Consider the following 15,697-nt stretch of genomic DNA (forward strand, 5'->3'; position numbering starts at 1 on the left):
GGTCGCACAACGGGCTTACGGCTCGGCGGCTAACGGCGGATGCCGGGGAGCCGCATAATTCCGCCGGACAAGAAATCGGCGCACAGCCTGACGCGGGCAAGGGTCGCGCGCTCGGGCGCGATCAGCATGCTCAAGGGAACGGGGGTGAGCGTCCATGACGGCAGGAGGCGCATCAGGCGACCGTCGGCCAAGCAATCCTCGACCAGCCAGAGATGGGCCGGTCCGTAGCCGCGCCCGGCCAGCAATGCCTCGCGCAGGGCCAGTCCGTGATCGACGTTCAGGCGCGCGTGAAACGGCAAAATGGCAGGCTTTCCGGCCTTGCCCTGCAGGACCAACCGGTCTGAGCCCAGAACGCGCGAAAGCCGAACCCCGTCGCGTTCAGCAAGGTCCGCGGGCAGGCGTGGCACTCCAAACCGCTGGACCCACGCCGGCGCGGCGACCAGCACGCGCTCGCTGGTGCCCAGGGAGCGCAGCCGCATGGCGCTGTCCGTCAGCGGCCCCAGACGGATGGCGATATCCACGTCGTCCTGCACCAGGTCGACGCGGTCATCCGTCAGGTTGAACGCGATGCGGATGTCCGGCTGGGCGTCCTGGAAATCGAAGATGAACCGACCGACATGCAGGACGCCCAGCGCCGCCGTGCAGGAAATCCGGACCGATCCGGCCATCGACGTCCCTGTCGCATGCAGTTCCTGACGGGCCTGCTCGATGAGGCAGAGGACCTGCTGGCAATGGTTATAATAGCGGGTGCCTTCCTCGGTGAGCGACACGCGGCGGGTCGTGCGGCGCAGAAGCGCCACCCCCAAAGCGTCCTCGAGCTCCCGAAGGTGGCGCGTCACGGTGGACTGCCCCGCGCCCGTCTCGCGCGCCACCGCGGATAGACTGCCCCTCTCTACAATTCGCATGAATGTGCGCATCCGGTCGAGCGAGATGCCAGATTGTTCCATAATTCGGCATAGTCCTATCCGGTTGGACCATATGGGACAACGATACCATATCGCCTATTTTCTGGTCTGTGCAAACTGACTGGAGAAGAGGTACGCGCCCATGAATGTTCTGATCGTTTTCGCTCATCCGGAACGGCAATCCCTGAACGGGGCGTTGCTGGACGTCGCCGTACGCGAACTGGAGGCACAGGGACACAAGGTCCAGGTTTCGGATCTTTACACCATGCACTGGAAGGCCACGGTGGACCGCGACGATTTTCCCGGCCTGTCGTCCGACGCGTCGCTGAAGGTCTGGAAGGCCTCACATGACGGCTTCGCAGCGGGCGATCTGACGGAGGACGTCAAGGCCGAGCAGGAAAAGCTGCGCTGGGCCGATACGGTCATCCTGCAGTTCCCCCTCTGGTGGTTCGCCATGCCGGCCATCCTGAAAGGCTGGGTCGACCGCGTCTATGCCTCGGGCTTCGCCTATGGCGTCGGCGAGCATAGCGACAAACGCTGGGGCGACCGCTATGGCGAAGGCGTCATGGAAGGCAAGCGTGCCATGCTGATCGTCACGGCCGGCGGCTGGCCCGAGCATTATTCCGAACGCGGGATCAACGGCCCGATCGACGACCTGCTGTTCCCGATCAACCATGGGATCCTGTTCTACCCCGGCTTTACCGTGTTGCCGCCGTTCGTCGCCTACCGTGTCGATCGCCTCGACGACGCGAAGTTCGGCGTAGTCGCCGACCAACTGCGCGAGCGCATGCGCACTCTGGAGACAATCCGGCCGATCCCGTACCGCCGGCAGAATTACGGCGACTATCAGATTCCGACCATGGAGGTTCTGCCGGAGCTGGTTCCGCCGGGTGTCAAGGGCTTCGAGGTGCATCTCGCACCCGAACGCGACTGAGGAACGGAGCGTATTCGCCTGACGAAACGTCAGCGATAAAACGCTCAAAACGAGCCATCTCGGCTTGGTGGTGGGGCGGGCCTTACGGCCCGCTCTGATGCCGCGGAGATTGGATGCAGGCCGCAATCTATCGCGGCACGCAACAATTTTTCATATCAACATCGGAGAATGGGCTACGACCGCGCCGCTCCCTGCGGCCTGACATTCGCCAGTCATGCAAGGTCACCGAGCCCGTTTCGTATTCATCAGGACGAAGCTATTGCCTCAACAGCTTCGCTTGCCGAACGGCTTCGAACGGATCGCATCGTTTGCCGGCTCGGCGAACCCTCCCGAAGCGGACCATCTTGCAGTTCGGCGGCAGGATCGACATGTCCATGTGATGGAACAGTCGGATCTATTCCGCATGCCCCCCATGCCTCCAGCGCGATAATGACCGGGTGCAGGGCTTCGCCATATTTCGTCAGGGCATACGTGACCCGCATCTGGGTAGTCATTTGGACGTCCCTGCCTATCAACCCGGCGTCTTCCATGTCGCGCAACTGGAGCGTCAGTACGCGGTGGGTGATTTTTGGCAGGCACCGGCGGAGGTCGTTAAAGCGCAAGGGGCCCCGCGTCATCAACGCGTAGAGAATGAGCCCCTTCCATTTGCCGCTGATCCGATCCAGCGCCACTTCGACATAATAGCCGGGCAGCTCGCCATGTGTGCGTTTATGATCCATCGGGCAGTCCTCCGAGGCAACACATCCATTCGATACCACACTCTATGGTTGCATGATAGTCGATCATTCGTCATGCAGATTGCATGAGACAGGGGAACAGCGGATACCAACACGCACTGGAAATCGCCATAGGATGCGTGCGCGAATTCAATTGTGAGGCACGACGAATAGCGCCGCAGGCATCTATGGAAATCTCATGAAAAACAATGATCTCTCGACGGTTTGGAAACATCAAAATAACCATGGAAAGATTTATTCGTTTTTCGCGGTAAGCGAACAATTTTTACCATCGAGTATTTCAGTCACTGTGCCATGGGAATGTTCAGCTTGCGTCCGAAGAACCTCATTGTACTCTCGCCAACCGGGTCACGACGCGGGGCATGCCCCATCCAAATCTCGCTCCCAGGGTCGAAACAGCGATCAATGTCGCTCCGATATATTGGACGACTGTCAAGCGGTGACCATAAACCAGATTATCACAAAGAATCGCCACGAGCGGGTATATAAACGTCAAGGAACTGATTGTTGCCGTACTCAGATGCGGGTAAGCATTAAACATTAACGCGTAACATAGGCCTGTAAGGATCACACCGGCACCAATAACCCATCCCCACGCCGACCAACCGGGTAGATGACTATAGCGCGCGAACGGCGCCAAAAGTGCGGCACCAGCTATCAATTGCCAGAATGTCGTGATTTCTGCACACTGATTGCGGATGCTCTTGGTCACGAGAGTGATGAGCGCGTAGGCAGCGGCGGCCAGTAACGCAAGCATCACTCCGATCAGGGCGTGATCCCCGGCAGGCATTCCTTTGGAGAGAAACCCGCTGGACAGGGCCACACCGATAAAAGCCGCCACGATCCACAAGATTTGCAATCGTGTTATTTTTTCCTTGAAGAAAAAAGCACCAGCGATAATAACAAAAAAAGGTTGAATATGATAAACTATTGTCGCTGTTGCAATTGATGTCAGACCATAGGCGGTAAAAAATAAAGTCCAGGAACATACTATAAGTGCGCCGCATGCCACGGCTGCAATGATACCGCGCGTATGAAAATGAAAAAACAAACCATGAATCAGGCACCAAATGCCGATGGATATAGCACCGAACACACAACGCCAGAATACGAAATTGATCGGATCAAGCGTGCTTTGGACGACGCAGACACCAATCGTTCCTGACAATGCCATTGCGACGGCAAGTTGAAGGGCTGGGGATCGCATAACCCTTTTCCTTTACTCTATGCATCAGCCATTGCGACTTTTTTCGTGTCGGCAAGAGCGACGGTCGGGGCAACTGTCGGAGGACTTGGAATATTGAGATTCAGAGGAAATTCCAAATGAGGATTAAATGAATCGTAGGGGTACGAGATATGTCCCTTTGTCGCCGGTTTGCGCGTAAAGAAAATGATTACGTCCCGCGTGGCCCGCAACCTGGGATCGACAGCACGCACCGGAGAAAGACTGTGCTTTCTTTCGTGATCGACGATCAGGACGGTATCCAGAAATTTCTTGTGCTGAAATTTCCCGCGCAGGAAAGCAGGATTTGTTTCATTCCATCGTTTCGCATTATCCTCGCGCATATCGTGTATAAAGGTCTCGGCACTGTCATCCGTCATATTATGACTTCCCAACAGAGAGGTCATAGTATGGTCAACGCCGTCGCTATGAACTCCTTCGAGCGCAGGCTCCCCCAGCACGTCGGGTGTCGTGATCGTTCGCGTGGGGAAAACAGTCGAAACCCATTTTGCAGAGGACATGTCCAAATTTGGTCGCGGCGAAACATATACATCGCGGATAATAAAATACTTAAAGAACAGAAGGGCATGGAAAGCTTTATTTAGCTGAAGATTGTCTCCAATCCCTCGAAATCTTCGCAACTTTCCGGAATCATGGCGAACGAAATCTTCCTTTACCGAAAGAACGAACGGTTGAAACTCAAGCCGGCTTATACTGCCTTGATCTGAATCGAGGCAGAAGCGCGCGCCGTTTGTTTCACGAAAAGGAAGTGTCGGGTCCGGAGCCAGATGATCGCCCACCGTTTTTAGGGCATCGAAATCTTTGTCTCTGACACCAAATTCTTCGAGAATGCGAATCATGTCACGACCGTCAATGGTAACAAAACGGTCCTTCAGATAAGATTCATGTATGTCACGCAGTAATCCGTTCAATCTCATTTTATGCATGCCCAAAATTTTTCTCCATCATCATTAAAAAAATGAGGCGACACAACGAGGCTAGAACATCTTTATCTGATCAGATAGAATCATCTGATCAGATAAGGATGCTCGTTGAAACACGAGAGCCATGTCCATGGACCCCGTGTCCATGAACCGATGTGAACGGATATAGCTCCCAGACCGTTCGCAATACGGGAAATGCGTACGCGACCCCTCGCGCTGCAACATGGGTTGCGCCCTGCACGTCACGCTGAAACCCCAACGCGGCCATTCCCGGGAGAGGCTGCGTCGACGGTCCAGCCAACTGATCAACGCCGTTCAACCGCCGGGAACTCCACGATATCCCTTTCCCAATGTTCCGATTCGTATGATGTATTGAAAAATTAGAGAAACGATAATTTGACGTGGGTTGCATTAGGAATCATGATACCAGAATGATACGTACGCTCGACCTTCTGCTGATTCGCACCTTCGTCACCGTGGCGGACCATGCCAGCATGACGAGCGCGGCGAACAAGCTACATTTGACCCAGGGAGCCGTCAGCCAGCATGTCCGGCGATTGGAGGACCAATTGGGGCGGCCTCTGTTTGAGCGTGCGCGTGGCGGTCTGAGACTCACGCCCGCGGGAGAACGGCTGCTGGGCAAGGCCCGATACCTTCTTGCCCTCAACGATGAGATCTGGAGCGATTTGGATGAGCATGCCCTCAAGGGAACGGTGCGTTTCGGCGTACCCCCCGACCTTATAGGTACCAGCATCGCACCCATCCTGAAGTCGTTTTCCGAAACTTATCCCCAGGTCGAGTTGTCCCTAGCTTGCTCCGCATCTCCGGACCTGAAAGATTGTCTCAGAAGAGGAGAATTGGACCTCGCCGTCATCGAGGAGCCGGCAGGACAGGAGACAGGAGAATGCCTGACTGTGGACAGGCTGGTCTGGGTGGGTGCCCGAGACGGCCAAGCCTTCCGTCGCCGCCCCCTCCCCGTCTCCATGGTGTCGCCCACCTGCGCCTTTCGCCCCGTCATGCTGGACGCCCTGCATAGAAGTGACGTGCCTTGGCGAAGCGCCTTTGAAACCGGCAGTATCGAGGCCGCGGCGACAACGGTCCGTGCGGATCTGGCCGTAACCCCATGGTTGCTCTCTACCGTTCCGGCAGATCTTGGGATCCTGACGGAGGCGAACCTACCCGATCTGGGCTCCTTCGCGATTACGCTCCATCTGGCAGGACAAACCATGTCGCCAGCCGCAACCGAGCTTGCCCGCTCGATTCGAATGCGGTTTCTGGCATTTCGACAAGCGGCGTGAAGCTCCGGGAAGAGGAGAGCCATTTTCAGGCTGAGAGCGAATGCACGAAATAAAGCGCGCCAGGACGCGTTGCTCGCCCTGTTCACTGCCCCAGTGCCAAGACGTGCCCGGCGAGATGCACGGCGCGTTTGGAAAGTGACATGGGAACAAAACACGAACATTCCCAGGGCGAAGTTCTCGGGCGTGTCGGTATCGAATCTCGCATGGGCGGCATGCATATACGCCGCGCACTGTTGCGGGTCTCGGCGCCGAGCAGGCCATCAATTACCGTCAAGCACCGCGACGCCGTGGCATCCCGCCATGCGCCGTCACATCGGCGTGGCATACTTGCTGGACGATGGAAGAACATGCTTGGAATGTCACGGGAGCACCGTCGAACGGCCGGTACCGAGATCCGTGCCATTGTCGGTTTTTGCGGTTAATGGGCAAGGACGTTCATCATTGAGCAACGACGACGCCGTCTTTCTCGCACGCCTGAATGCGATGACCCAAATCGTCACCGCTCATATGGCAACAACGAAAATCGAGACCGACAGAGTCCCGGAATTCATCCAACGGGTGTACGCATCGATCCCCACACGACAAGCTGACCCCAGCCCCGCCGTTTCACTGCGGGAATACGATACCGCGACGGACAAAGAGCGACCGGCCAGGCGGGAAGCCGCCTGGGAGCCCACGATCTCCGCACCCGCGAGCGCACGGCCCGAAGGGTCGGATGCGCCCGTTCCGGCAGTACCGATCCAAGCCTCGGTCTTTCCGGATTACATTATCTGCCTCGAGGATGGGAGGAAGCTCAAATCCCTTAAACGCCATCTGATGTCGGCCTTCGGCATGACGCTCGCCGCCTACAGGGCGAAATGGGGGCTTCCCGAAGAATATCCCACGGTGGCGCCGAACTTCGCTGCCCGCCGCCGCGAGGTGGCGCAGGCTATCGGACTTGGCCGGCGCTCGTCAATCGCTGCACCCGTTGCATCGGTACCTCCGGAAGAATCCCGGGTTGTCGAAACGACCGATTACGGATCTATCGGAAGAACCGCACGGCAACGTCCGCAGCAGGACGAATACAGCCTCCTGCGTGCATTGAAGGTGTCCTGACAGCGCAGTCGGCCATCGTAAACTGGAGCTACCACCCCGTGGTGCTCCGTGGCGGCACGAGCTCGGCAGAGAGCGCAGTTTCGGTCATGTTCCACGCAATGTCCGCCGCATCTTTCTCACCCAGAAGCTGAGCCGAAACGACTGCCCCGTCCAGAAGGCAGATGATCTGGCGCGCCAGGTGCTCCGAGCGGCTCTCCGGCACGCCGATCGCCTCGACCAACGCGCGCACGGCATTGCGGAGACTGAGCTTCTGCACTTCGGACAGCCGAATGATTTCAGGATGCTCGCCCTTGTACTCCCTGGCAGCGAGGGGGAACATGCACCCGGCGAAGTCCGGTTGAGCGAACCAAGCCGTGTGCCAATCGAACACGGCCTTCAGGCGATCGCGCGGGTCCTGTCTCGCGTTGACGGCCGCCGCCAGCGACGCCTCGATCTGTACGATACGGTTTTCCAAAACCTCGGTCACCAGGTTTTCCTTCCCGCCAAAATGGCGGTAGAGCGTCGATTTGGTCACCTTGGCTTCCCGAGCGATGTCCTCGACGCTGACATCATGAAAGCCCGACCGCGCGAACAATGTATCAGCCGTGTCGAGGAGCAGCGCATGATTGTCCGGACGCCGGCGGCGGATCTCAACCTGGGACTGTAGCACGTCGAAAGACCTCACATTCTCGGCGGCGGCTTGTCACCGCGCAAGGTGAGAACCTCTCCTCCATCGCCCGGTCTGGAAAGGGATGAAGCCACAGTCCCGAGGGAGCCTCAAGTAAAATGTCATAAACCTGTCATTACCGTCGTGCGAAGGCAGCATGGTTTCCGACGGGTGCGCCCGCTGACGCCGGGTTACCCCGTCGCGCCACGCATCACGACAGTATGAAGCAAGTCTGGAATTGCGGTCCCTCAAGATCCGCAGCCGAGCCATCGACTTCGCAGGGCGAGAGTAACCCTTTCAACCCAAAAATTCACGACAGACAACAAGAGAGTAATATAAACCAAATAAATCATTTTAATATTTCTTATGGGATCGTTTTCAATAAGTCATGAAACGCCCCGTTGCAGTGCCCTCGCGGGACTGAATATAATTTAATTGAGTGATTTCGAACCTCAATTCGTGTCAATAAAACGCTTAGGACACGTGATGTCGTCAGCCGGCAATTCCCCCTGCCCTAAAAATGCCTCCAGCATGTATCCCGAACTCATGGGGGCGGTATGCTGCGCCATCCTGCTGACGATCGGGGGACACAGGGCGAACGCGGCACCACAGGGGGCGCGGTCGCAGAAACAAAACGCGACGTCCGTACATCCGTCTTCTCCACCGTCCACGGGCGGCGCGCGCAAGCACCCGCCGAGGAAGGCGCGGGCGCAGGCCGCCGAAACCGTATCGGTCACAGGCCTGTCGCGGAGCGCGCGGCGCACGAAGGAATTGCAGAAAACGCCGTCGTCCACTTCGCTCCTGACGGACCAGACACTGGAACGGCTTGGCGTGCAGAACACCCGGCAACTGGCCCGCCTGACGCCGAACCTGTATGTGCCCAACAGCATGCCCGGATATTCGGTCAACAACTACTTCATTCGCGGCATCGGTGAAATCGACCCCCAGGGAGAGCCGTCGGTCGGCACCTATATCGACGGCGTCTATCTGCCGCGCAACATGGGCACCATGCAGGAGCTCCTCGACGTGGGGGACATCGAGGTCGATCGTGGCCCGGTCGTCTTTGCCGGACATCAATCCGAAGGCGGCGGCATCAGGATCAATACGCTGACACCGACCAACCAGCGTCATGCCGTCCTTCAGACGGGCTATGGCACCTATAACGAATATCAGATCGGCGCGCTGGCCAGCGGCGCGATCGTCCGCGACAAGGTCTATGCGAGCATCGCGTTCGGACGCCACGCCCGCGGCGGGATCGACCATAATTATACGGTCGGCAAGGACACGAACACGATCGACTACACACAGGCGCGGGGGAAGCTGCGTTTTACGCCCAACGACGCCCTGGACATCACGCTGGCCTTCGACGGCACGGTGGATGGCGGCACGAACCGCGGGGTCGGCAATCTGCTCAATCCCTATATCTACGGAAACTACAATCGGGCCTTTCCCAAAAACAACTACAGCGAGGCCGGATTTACGGGAAATATTCGCTATGCCCTTTCGCCGCACCTGGTCCTTTACGCGACGACCGGGATACGCGGCTACGACGACAAGGGCATGTACGATAACTATGGAGACTATTATTCCCGCGCCAGCCAGAACCTGTATTACCGCGACCGCATGTATTCGCAAGAGCTGCGCCTGCATGGCGAATATTCAAAACTGACCTTCAGTGCCGGCGCGTATTTCATGTACGAAAACTGGTTCACGCAGCGTTGGGCCAATAACGCCACCAGTTACAACACCGCCCCCAACGTGCTGACGCAACCGGTACTGGCCATCATCAACCAAATCAATCGCAACTGGGCCGTCTATGGCGACGTCAGTTACCACATTGCACCGAAACTGACATTTACGGCGGGACTACGCTTCAACTGGGAAGATCACGACAATGCCGAATCGCTGTATTATCTGGAGCCCGGCAATCATCTGGCCGGCCCCGCCGCCGCGCTGGCGGCCCTCAACTGGGGGGCTCCCAGTTCGCTGGCCTGGCGGGCCACCGCGCGCGACAACTGGATCCAACTGCTTCCCAAAGGTGTCCTGAACTGGCAAGCCCTGCCGAACCTGATGACTTATCTATCGATTTCGCAAGGCGGAAAGTCGGGTGGATTCGATTTCCGCGCCCAGACGCCGACCGCGCTGGGCAGCCTTCAAGCGACCACGCCGTATAATCCCGAAATCGTGACGACGTACGAAATCGGCGTCAAGACGGATCCAATTCCCGGTCGCGTACGCGTCAACGGCGCGTTGTTCTGGAATCAGTTCGACAATATCCAGTTGACCGTCACCGACCCGTCGAACGGGCTGTCACATCGCTTCAACGCCGGCACGGGACACTCCGCCGGCGCCGAAATCGAAACCACGGCACAGATCACGCCAGACCTTTCCCTGCGCTATACCGCATCCTACCTTTACGCCGTACTCGACACATTCAACGGGGTCGTCAGCAGGACGATTCTGGCCAGCGGACAGATATACAACAACACGCCCTATGCCGGCGCGCCGCTTCCCTATTCCCCACGATTCCAGACGATGGGGGCGCTGACCTATCATATCCCGCTCGATCTGCCTGGACGTTTCGAGATCGGCGCCGACGTGTCCTTCCAGTCGGCAGCTTATGTCAGTTCGGCCATCAATCCGCAGACGCGCATCCCGCCGCAGACCTATGTCAACGCCATGGCCGGCTGGACCAGTCCGAACAAACGCTGGACCGTCCAGGCGATGGGGCGAAATTTGCTGGATCATCGTTATCTGCAAAGCGAGACGCTTTTCCAGTCCGGTGGAAAACCCGTTTACGAAGGGGCCTATTTTTCAGACCCGCGCACGGTTTTCGTGTCCGCGAAGCTGACATTCTGATCCGGCGCAGATGATCATGAAACGGTTTTTTCCCATGACGACAAGCGCCAGCGCCGTCACTACGATGCTCATGCTTCTGAACCATGGGGGCCAGGCCGCCTATGCGGCGGGGCCTGCGACGCGCAAGGCGACGACAGCCCCGGCCCGGCCAGCCGCGCCGACGGCGGCCGGCGCCCAGGCGACACCCGAGGCGATCACGGTTCACGCCGACCCGCATCGCCCGCGCCTGGCGGCGCATGCCGCGATGGGCGCATTGGGATCGCGTTCGGAATTCGACACGCCGTTTTCGCTGAGCGTGGTGTCGGCTGCGAAGGTCGAGCAGATGCAGGCGGCGGACATCAACGACGTCTTCCGCGCCGAGCCGGGCGTGCAGGAAAATTCGAACGGCGGATCGACCGCGTCGGGCGCCAGCTTTCGAGTCCGCGGCCTCGACCTGGACTGGACCAACGGGTACAAGATCGACGGTTTCGCCATCCCGTACTGGTTCATCGACCTGCCGATGGCCAATTTCGGCCAGTTCCAGCTGACGAAGGGCGCGTCGGCCTTCCTCTACGGGTTCGGATCGCCCGGCGCAGTCCTGGATTTCCAGTTAAAAAAGCCGGTCGATGCGCCGCGGCTGGGGGTCGAGGCCGGCTATCGGTCCGATACCGCGTTTCGCCAGAGCCTGGATGCCGGCGGCCCGATCGGACCGTCGGATCGGATAATCTATCGCTTCGTAGCCGCCAACGAGGTCGGCAACCAGTATAATGGCAGCTACATCCGCTCCACATCGATATCAGGCGCGCTGAAGGTGCAGATCACCGACGCGCTCGACTGGAATTTCGATAGTTTCTACCTCAATACTCTACAAACCGGCATGGTCAATGGGGTGAGCGTGAGCAGCGGCCTGGCATCGCTGACCCCGATCAGCGGCCGGGCCGAGCTTGGCGCGCCGGATTCATGGAAACGCAATGACCTCAAGCATTTCAACACCGGCTTCGATTGGCAATTCGCGCCCCGTTGGACCGCCCGCCTGGCCTATGCCTACTCGCACCTGGACGAACGGTTTCCCTCGAACGCCATTACCTTTCTGGACAATCAGGGCGACTACCTGAACCGCCCGTTCCAGATGACGCGAGTCTTCACCTATCACGAGGTACAGCAGACCACGGAAGGGCATTTCGAAACCGGACCTCTACACCATGACGTTGTCGCCGGCATCATGTGGCTGTACCAGAAATTCGACGCCGACGCCAACGCGGCCTATTACCAGCCCTATCAATACGGAAACATCTTCACCACGCGTCCGACCAACACCAACGCGCATTTCTACAATCCGAAGCTCTACAACTACGTCGATTACACGCAGGTCGCGCCGTTCTGGAGCGATACCATCACATGGCATCGCTGGTCCCTTCTGGCCGGCGCGCGCTACACGGACTATATCGAAAACGATTACGCGACCGACGGCAGCGGGCGGCGGACGGCCGCCCGACAGAATAACCCCGTGACCCCCGTCGTCTCGCTCTCCTACAAGCCCGCAGCGGATATCAATGCCTATTTCAGCTATGTCGAAGCCATGCAGTCCGGCACCCAGGCTGCCGCGACGGCGAAAAATGCGTACCAGGTCTTCGCCCCCATGCGCAGCCAGGAATACGAACTGGGCGTGAAGGTGCAGAAAACCCGTTGGAGCGGCACGCTGGCCCTCTACCGGCTCGACACCATCGCGGCCTATGTCGATTCCAACAATGTGCAACAGCAGGGGGGGCTTGTCCGCTACCAGGGGGTGGAAGCCGGCGGAACGGTCCAGGCGACACGCAACCTGCAATTGACGGGCAGCCTGACCTATCTGGATGCACGCTATGGCGCAGGCACGCCCTATAACGGCAAGCAAGCCGAATCCACCTCGCCATTCGAGGCGAATGTCGCCGCGGACTACACAATCCCCTGGATGAAAGGCCTGAGTATCCATGGCGGCGTGAACTACGTATCCGCCGGATGGCTGAATCCGTCGAATAGTTTCCGGCTGCAATCCTATATTTTGGGTACGGTCGGCGCCCAGTATGTCACGCACGCCGACCGGCATAGACTGACCTTCCGGGCGGCGGTCGAGAATATCGGCAACGAGAGCTACTGGGTCAGCCGGGGCGCGCTGCAGCTTTTCCCGGGGGCGCCCCGTACGGTCACGCTTAGCGCGCGGCTGGATCTCTGACCCGTCTTTGGGCAAACGGCCATTATATTGTCGAGAAAAAATCGATAGAATCATGATCTTTTCTCACTCGTGTCCATCGGCCCGGCATTTAGAATGATCATGCCCAGGCATGATCAGGAGGCTCCGATGGCGGTCAACGGTATTTCCGATAGCGAATGGGCCCTGCGTGTCGATCTGGCAGCACTTTATCGTCTGGCTGCCCTGCATGGCTGGGACGATCTGGTGGCGACCCATATCTCGGCGCGTCTCCCCGGACCCCAGCATCATTTCCTGATCAATCCCTTCGGCCTTCTGTTCGAGGAAGTCACGGCATCCAGCCTGGTCAAGGTCGACCTGGACGGCACAATCGTCGAACCCGGTGAATACGGCATCAATTACGCAGGCTTCGTCATCCATTCGGCCATCCATGCCGCGCGTCCCGACGCCCATTTCATTATCCATTTCCATACGGCGGACGGGATGGCCGTCTCGGCCCATGCCGAGGGACTGCTGCCGCTCAACCAGCGCGCGCTGACGGTCATTCCATCTCTGCGCTACCATGATTACGAAGGCATCGCCCTCGATCTCGACGAACGGGAACGTCTGGTCGCCGATCTGGGCGATGGGCATTTCATGCTGCTGCGCAATCACGGCACGCTCGCCCTCGGCCACAGCCCGGGCCGGGCGTGGCGACGGATCTATCAACTCGAAACCGCCTGCACGGCGCAGGTCCGGACCCTGTCCATCGGCCGGGACAATGTGCTTTTGGCGCCTCAGGCCGCGCAGGATACGGTGCGCCGGCAGATCGACCGCAACCGGCAACCGGTCGAGGGCAAACGGGACCTGGACGATCTGATCTGGGAGGCCGCGCTGCGCCGCGTGGCGCGCCACGCACCGGGTTTCGATAGTTAATTAAGGACCCCATCATGTTCCATAGCCCGTACCGGCCCACGCGACGTCAGTTTACCCGTCTGTTCAGTGGCAGCGCCTTCGCCATGGCGCTTCCGTCGTCGCCGCGCGCCGCCGACGCCCCGGACCTGTCGCACGTCACGCTGCGCGTGGCGACCTTTCGCGGGCAGGACAATACGCTCCTGCCCGCGGCAGGACAGGCCGACTTCCCGTATCGGGTCCAGTTCAGCGAATTCAATTCCGGCAACCTGATCGCCCAGGCGATCAATGCCGATGCGATCGATCTGGGTGGCTGGAGCGAGATCCCGATGGTCTTCGCGGCCGCATCCGGTTCGCGGGTCGCCATCGTCGCGACACTGGACGGCCCGACCACCGACCAGGCGGTGCTGACCCCGCTGCATAGCCCCTACCATTCGGTCGTGGATCTGCGCGGCCGGCGCGTGGGCTACATCAAGGCGACCACCGCCCATTATTTCCTGATCCGCATGCTCGCACAGCACGGCATGAGCTTTGCGGACATCCATCCCATCGCATTGGGGATGAGCGAAGGTCTGACGGCGATGAAGGCGGGCAGCCTCGATGCGTGGGCGACCTACGGCTATGCCATCCAGACGCTGGAGGCCGACGGCACCGCGCGGATCCTGGAAAGTGCCCGGGACATCCTGTCAGGCCATTATTTCATCGGCGTCAATCCGCGCCGGTTGGACGACCCTGCCTTCCGCTATGCCTCGGCCGATTATATCCGCCGTCTGGGCCGTGCCTATGCCATCCTTACCGCCGACAAGCCGCGCTGGGCGCAAACGGTGGCGCCCGTGATCCAGGTGCCCGAACCGGCCGTCCTGGCCTATTTGCAAGGGCAGAATCGCCCCTACGGAATCCGTGCCTGGACAGGCGCCGACATTTCCAGCGCTCAATCCGTCGCAGACACCTTCGTCCACGCCGGCGTGCTGCCCGCCGGCACACGGGTCGATTCCGTCTTCTCGCCGGCTCTGGCAAGGCTCCTGACGACATAGCCCAAGAGGCAAAAACATTCGCTTCGCTCTGAAGCAGGCTTCATAGCCTATGGGCTCGTTCGTACGCGGGACCGGTATCAGACGTTGCTCACACCGCCATCGACGACCATGTCGGAACCGGTCATGAACGAACTTTCGTCCGAGGCGAGGAAGAGGGCCGCGTTGGCCAGTTCCTCGGGCCGTCCCAGCCGGAGCATCGGGGTGTATCGTGCATAGCCCTCGCGGATCGCGGCGGCCTCTTCGGTCGTGCCGGCCTGGGAATCGAGGATCGGCGTGTCCACGACGCCTGGGCTCAACGTATTGGCGCGGATGCCATTATCGACGAATTCCGCCGCCCAGGTCCGCACATACGACCGCAGCGCCGCCTTGGTGGCCGCATAGGTCGAATGGTTCGCCAGCCCCATGTCGTGCATGGCCGAGGATACCAGGATAATCGACCCGCCACGCCCCATCATCGGCAGCATCTTCTGCACCAGGAACAGGGGGCACGGCAATTCAGGTCGAAGGTGCGGGCATAATGGTCCGGCGTGATGTCGGGCAGCTTCACCTGCTCCGTGATGCCGGCATTGGACACGACGACGTCGACCCTGCCCGCGTCGGCGCGGACGGCCCCCGCGATACGGTCGATGTCCTCCAGCCGGGTCAGGTCCGCCGCGATGGCGGTGACGTTGGCGCCGATCTCCCTCGCCGCCGCGTCCAATGCGTCGCGGCGCCGGGCTGTGATGAAGACCTGCGCGCCTTCGGCGGCGAAACGGCGGGCGATTGCCAGCCCGATTCCGCTATTGCCTCCGGTTACGACGGCGATCTTGCCTTTAAGTCTCGACATGATGTGTCCTTCGCTTGGGTGCATTCGACGATGTCGAGATAGGCCGACCTGTGCCGGCTGCTCAGTGCGCAGACGCGCGGAACGGTGGTGCGGAATCGATCCGGTCTTGCCCTTGGCACGATGCGTGCGGTCCGATAAC

Annotated in this window: 12 protein-coding genes and 1 pseudogene; 7 read left to right on the forward strand and 6 right to left on the reverse strand. The window is 59.5% G+C overall.

Annotated features, from left to right (window positions below; genetic code table 11):
• Window positions 1-29 precede the first annotated feature (29 nt).
• Entirely contained in the window at window positions 30-947 is a 918-nt protein-coding gene (locus AAC691_RS07535; RefSeq protein WP_176639089.1) for a LysR family transcriptional regulator, read from the reverse strand.
• 100 nt (window positions 948-1,047) lie between these two features.
• Between AAC691_RS07535 and AAC691_RS07540 the strand changes: the two genes are divergently transcribed.
• The gene (locus AAC691_RS07540) at window positions 1,048-1,839 is read left to right on the forward strand and encodes an NAD(P)H-dependent oxidoreductase (RefSeq protein ID WP_176639088.1); all 792 of its coding nucleotides are present in this window, start codon (window positions 1,048-1,050) and stop codon (window positions 1,837-1,839) included.
• Window positions 1,840-2,084: 245 nt separating this feature from the next.
• Here the strand turns inward: AAC691_RS07540 and AAC691_RS07545 are convergent, their stop codons facing one another.
• The 3 genes from AAC691_RS07545 to AAC691_RS07555 form a co-directional block, all read right to left on the reverse strand.
• Complete coding sequence (locus AAC691_RS07545) at window positions 2,085-2,558, reverse strand: helix-turn-helix domain-containing protein (protein WP_342629557.1); 474 nt, start codon at window positions 2,556-2,558, stop codon at window positions 2,085-2,087.
• Window positions 2,559-2,901: 343 nt separating this feature from the next.
• Complete coding sequence (locus tag AAC691_RS07550; RefSeq protein ID WP_342629558.1) at window positions 2,902-3,783, reverse strand: DMT family transporter; 882 nt, start codon at window positions 3,781-3,783, stop codon at window positions 2,902-2,904.
• Between the two features lie 17 nt (window positions 3,784-3,800).
• On the reverse strand, window positions 3,801-4,658 hold the full coding sequence (locus tag AAC691_RS07555; protein ID WP_342629559.1) for a 2OG-Fe dioxygenase family protein: 858 nt from the start codon (window positions 4,656-4,658) through the stop codon (window positions 3,801-3,803).
• A 515-nt stretch (window positions 4,659-5,173) separates the two neighbouring features.
• Here AAC691_RS07555 and AAC691_RS07560 point away from each other — a divergent pair.
• The gene (locus AAC691_RS07560) at window positions 5,174-6,040 is read left to right on the forward strand and encodes a LysR family transcriptional regulator (RefSeq protein WP_323991934.1); all 867 of its coding nucleotides are present in this window, start codon (window positions 5,174-5,176) and stop codon (window positions 6,038-6,040) included.
• Window positions 6,041-6,481: 441 nt separating this feature from the next.
• Window positions 6,482-7,135, forward strand: coding sequence for a MucR family transcriptional regulator (locus AAC691_RS07565; RefSeq protein ID WP_408906066.1), 654 nt, complete (start codon window positions 6,482-6,484; stop codon window positions 7,133-7,135).
• 28 nt (window positions 7,136-7,163) lie between these two features.
• Here AAC691_RS07565 and AAC691_RS07570 read toward each other — a convergent pair whose 3' ends face one another.
• Window positions 7,164-7,784, reverse strand: a complete 621-nt coding sequence (locus AAC691_RS07570) for a TetR/AcrR family transcriptional regulator (protein WP_342629560.1) — start codon at window positions 7,782-7,784, stop codon at window positions 7,164-7,166.
• A 528-nt stretch (window positions 7,785-8,312) separates the two neighbouring features.
• Between AAC691_RS07570 and AAC691_RS07575 the strand changes: the two genes are divergently transcribed.
• The 4 genes from AAC691_RS07575 (at window position 8,313) to AAC691_RS07590 (ending at window position 14,732) form a co-directional block, all read left to right on the forward strand.
• Window positions 8,313-10,640 (forward strand): TonB-dependent receptor, encoded by a 2,328-nt coding sequence (locus AAC691_RS07575; protein WP_342629561.1) that lies wholly within the window; start codon window positions 8,313-8,315, stop codon window positions 10,638-10,640.
• 34 nt (window positions 10,641-10,674) lie between these two features.
• A complete protein-coding gene (locus tag AAC691_RS07580) occupies window positions 10,675-12,831 on the forward strand; it encodes a TonB-dependent siderophore receptor (protein WP_342629562.1) in 2,157 nt (718 codons plus the stop codon).
• A gap of 126 nt (window positions 12,832-12,957) precedes the next feature.
• Window positions 12,958-13,722 (forward strand): class II aldolase/adducin family protein, encoded by a 765-nt coding sequence (locus AAC691_RS07585; protein WP_342629563.1) that lies wholly within the window; start codon window positions 12,958-12,960, stop codon window positions 13,720-13,722.
• Between the two features lie 14 nt (window positions 13,723-13,736).
• Window positions 13,737-14,732 carry an ABC transporter substrate-binding protein gene (locus AAC691_RS07590; RefSeq protein ID WP_342629564.1) on the forward strand — a complete coding sequence of 332 codons (996 nt, stop codon included), beginning with the start codon at window positions 13,737-13,739 and terminating at the stop codon, window positions 14,730-14,732.
• A gap of 77 nt (window positions 14,733-14,809) precedes the next feature.
• Here AAC691_RS07590 and AAC691_RS22285 read toward each other — a convergent pair.
• A pseudogene (locus tag AAC691_RS22285) lies at window positions 14,810-15,582 on the reverse strand (SDR family NAD(P)-dependent oxidoreductase).
• Window positions 15,583-15,697: the final 115 nt, after the last annotated feature.

The sequence above is a fragment of the Nguyenibacter vanlangensis genome (assembly GCF_038719015.1).
GTDB classification, from domain to species: domain Bacteria; phylum Pseudomonadota; class Alphaproteobacteria; order Acetobacterales; family Acetobacteraceae; genus Gluconacetobacter; species Gluconacetobacter vanlangensis.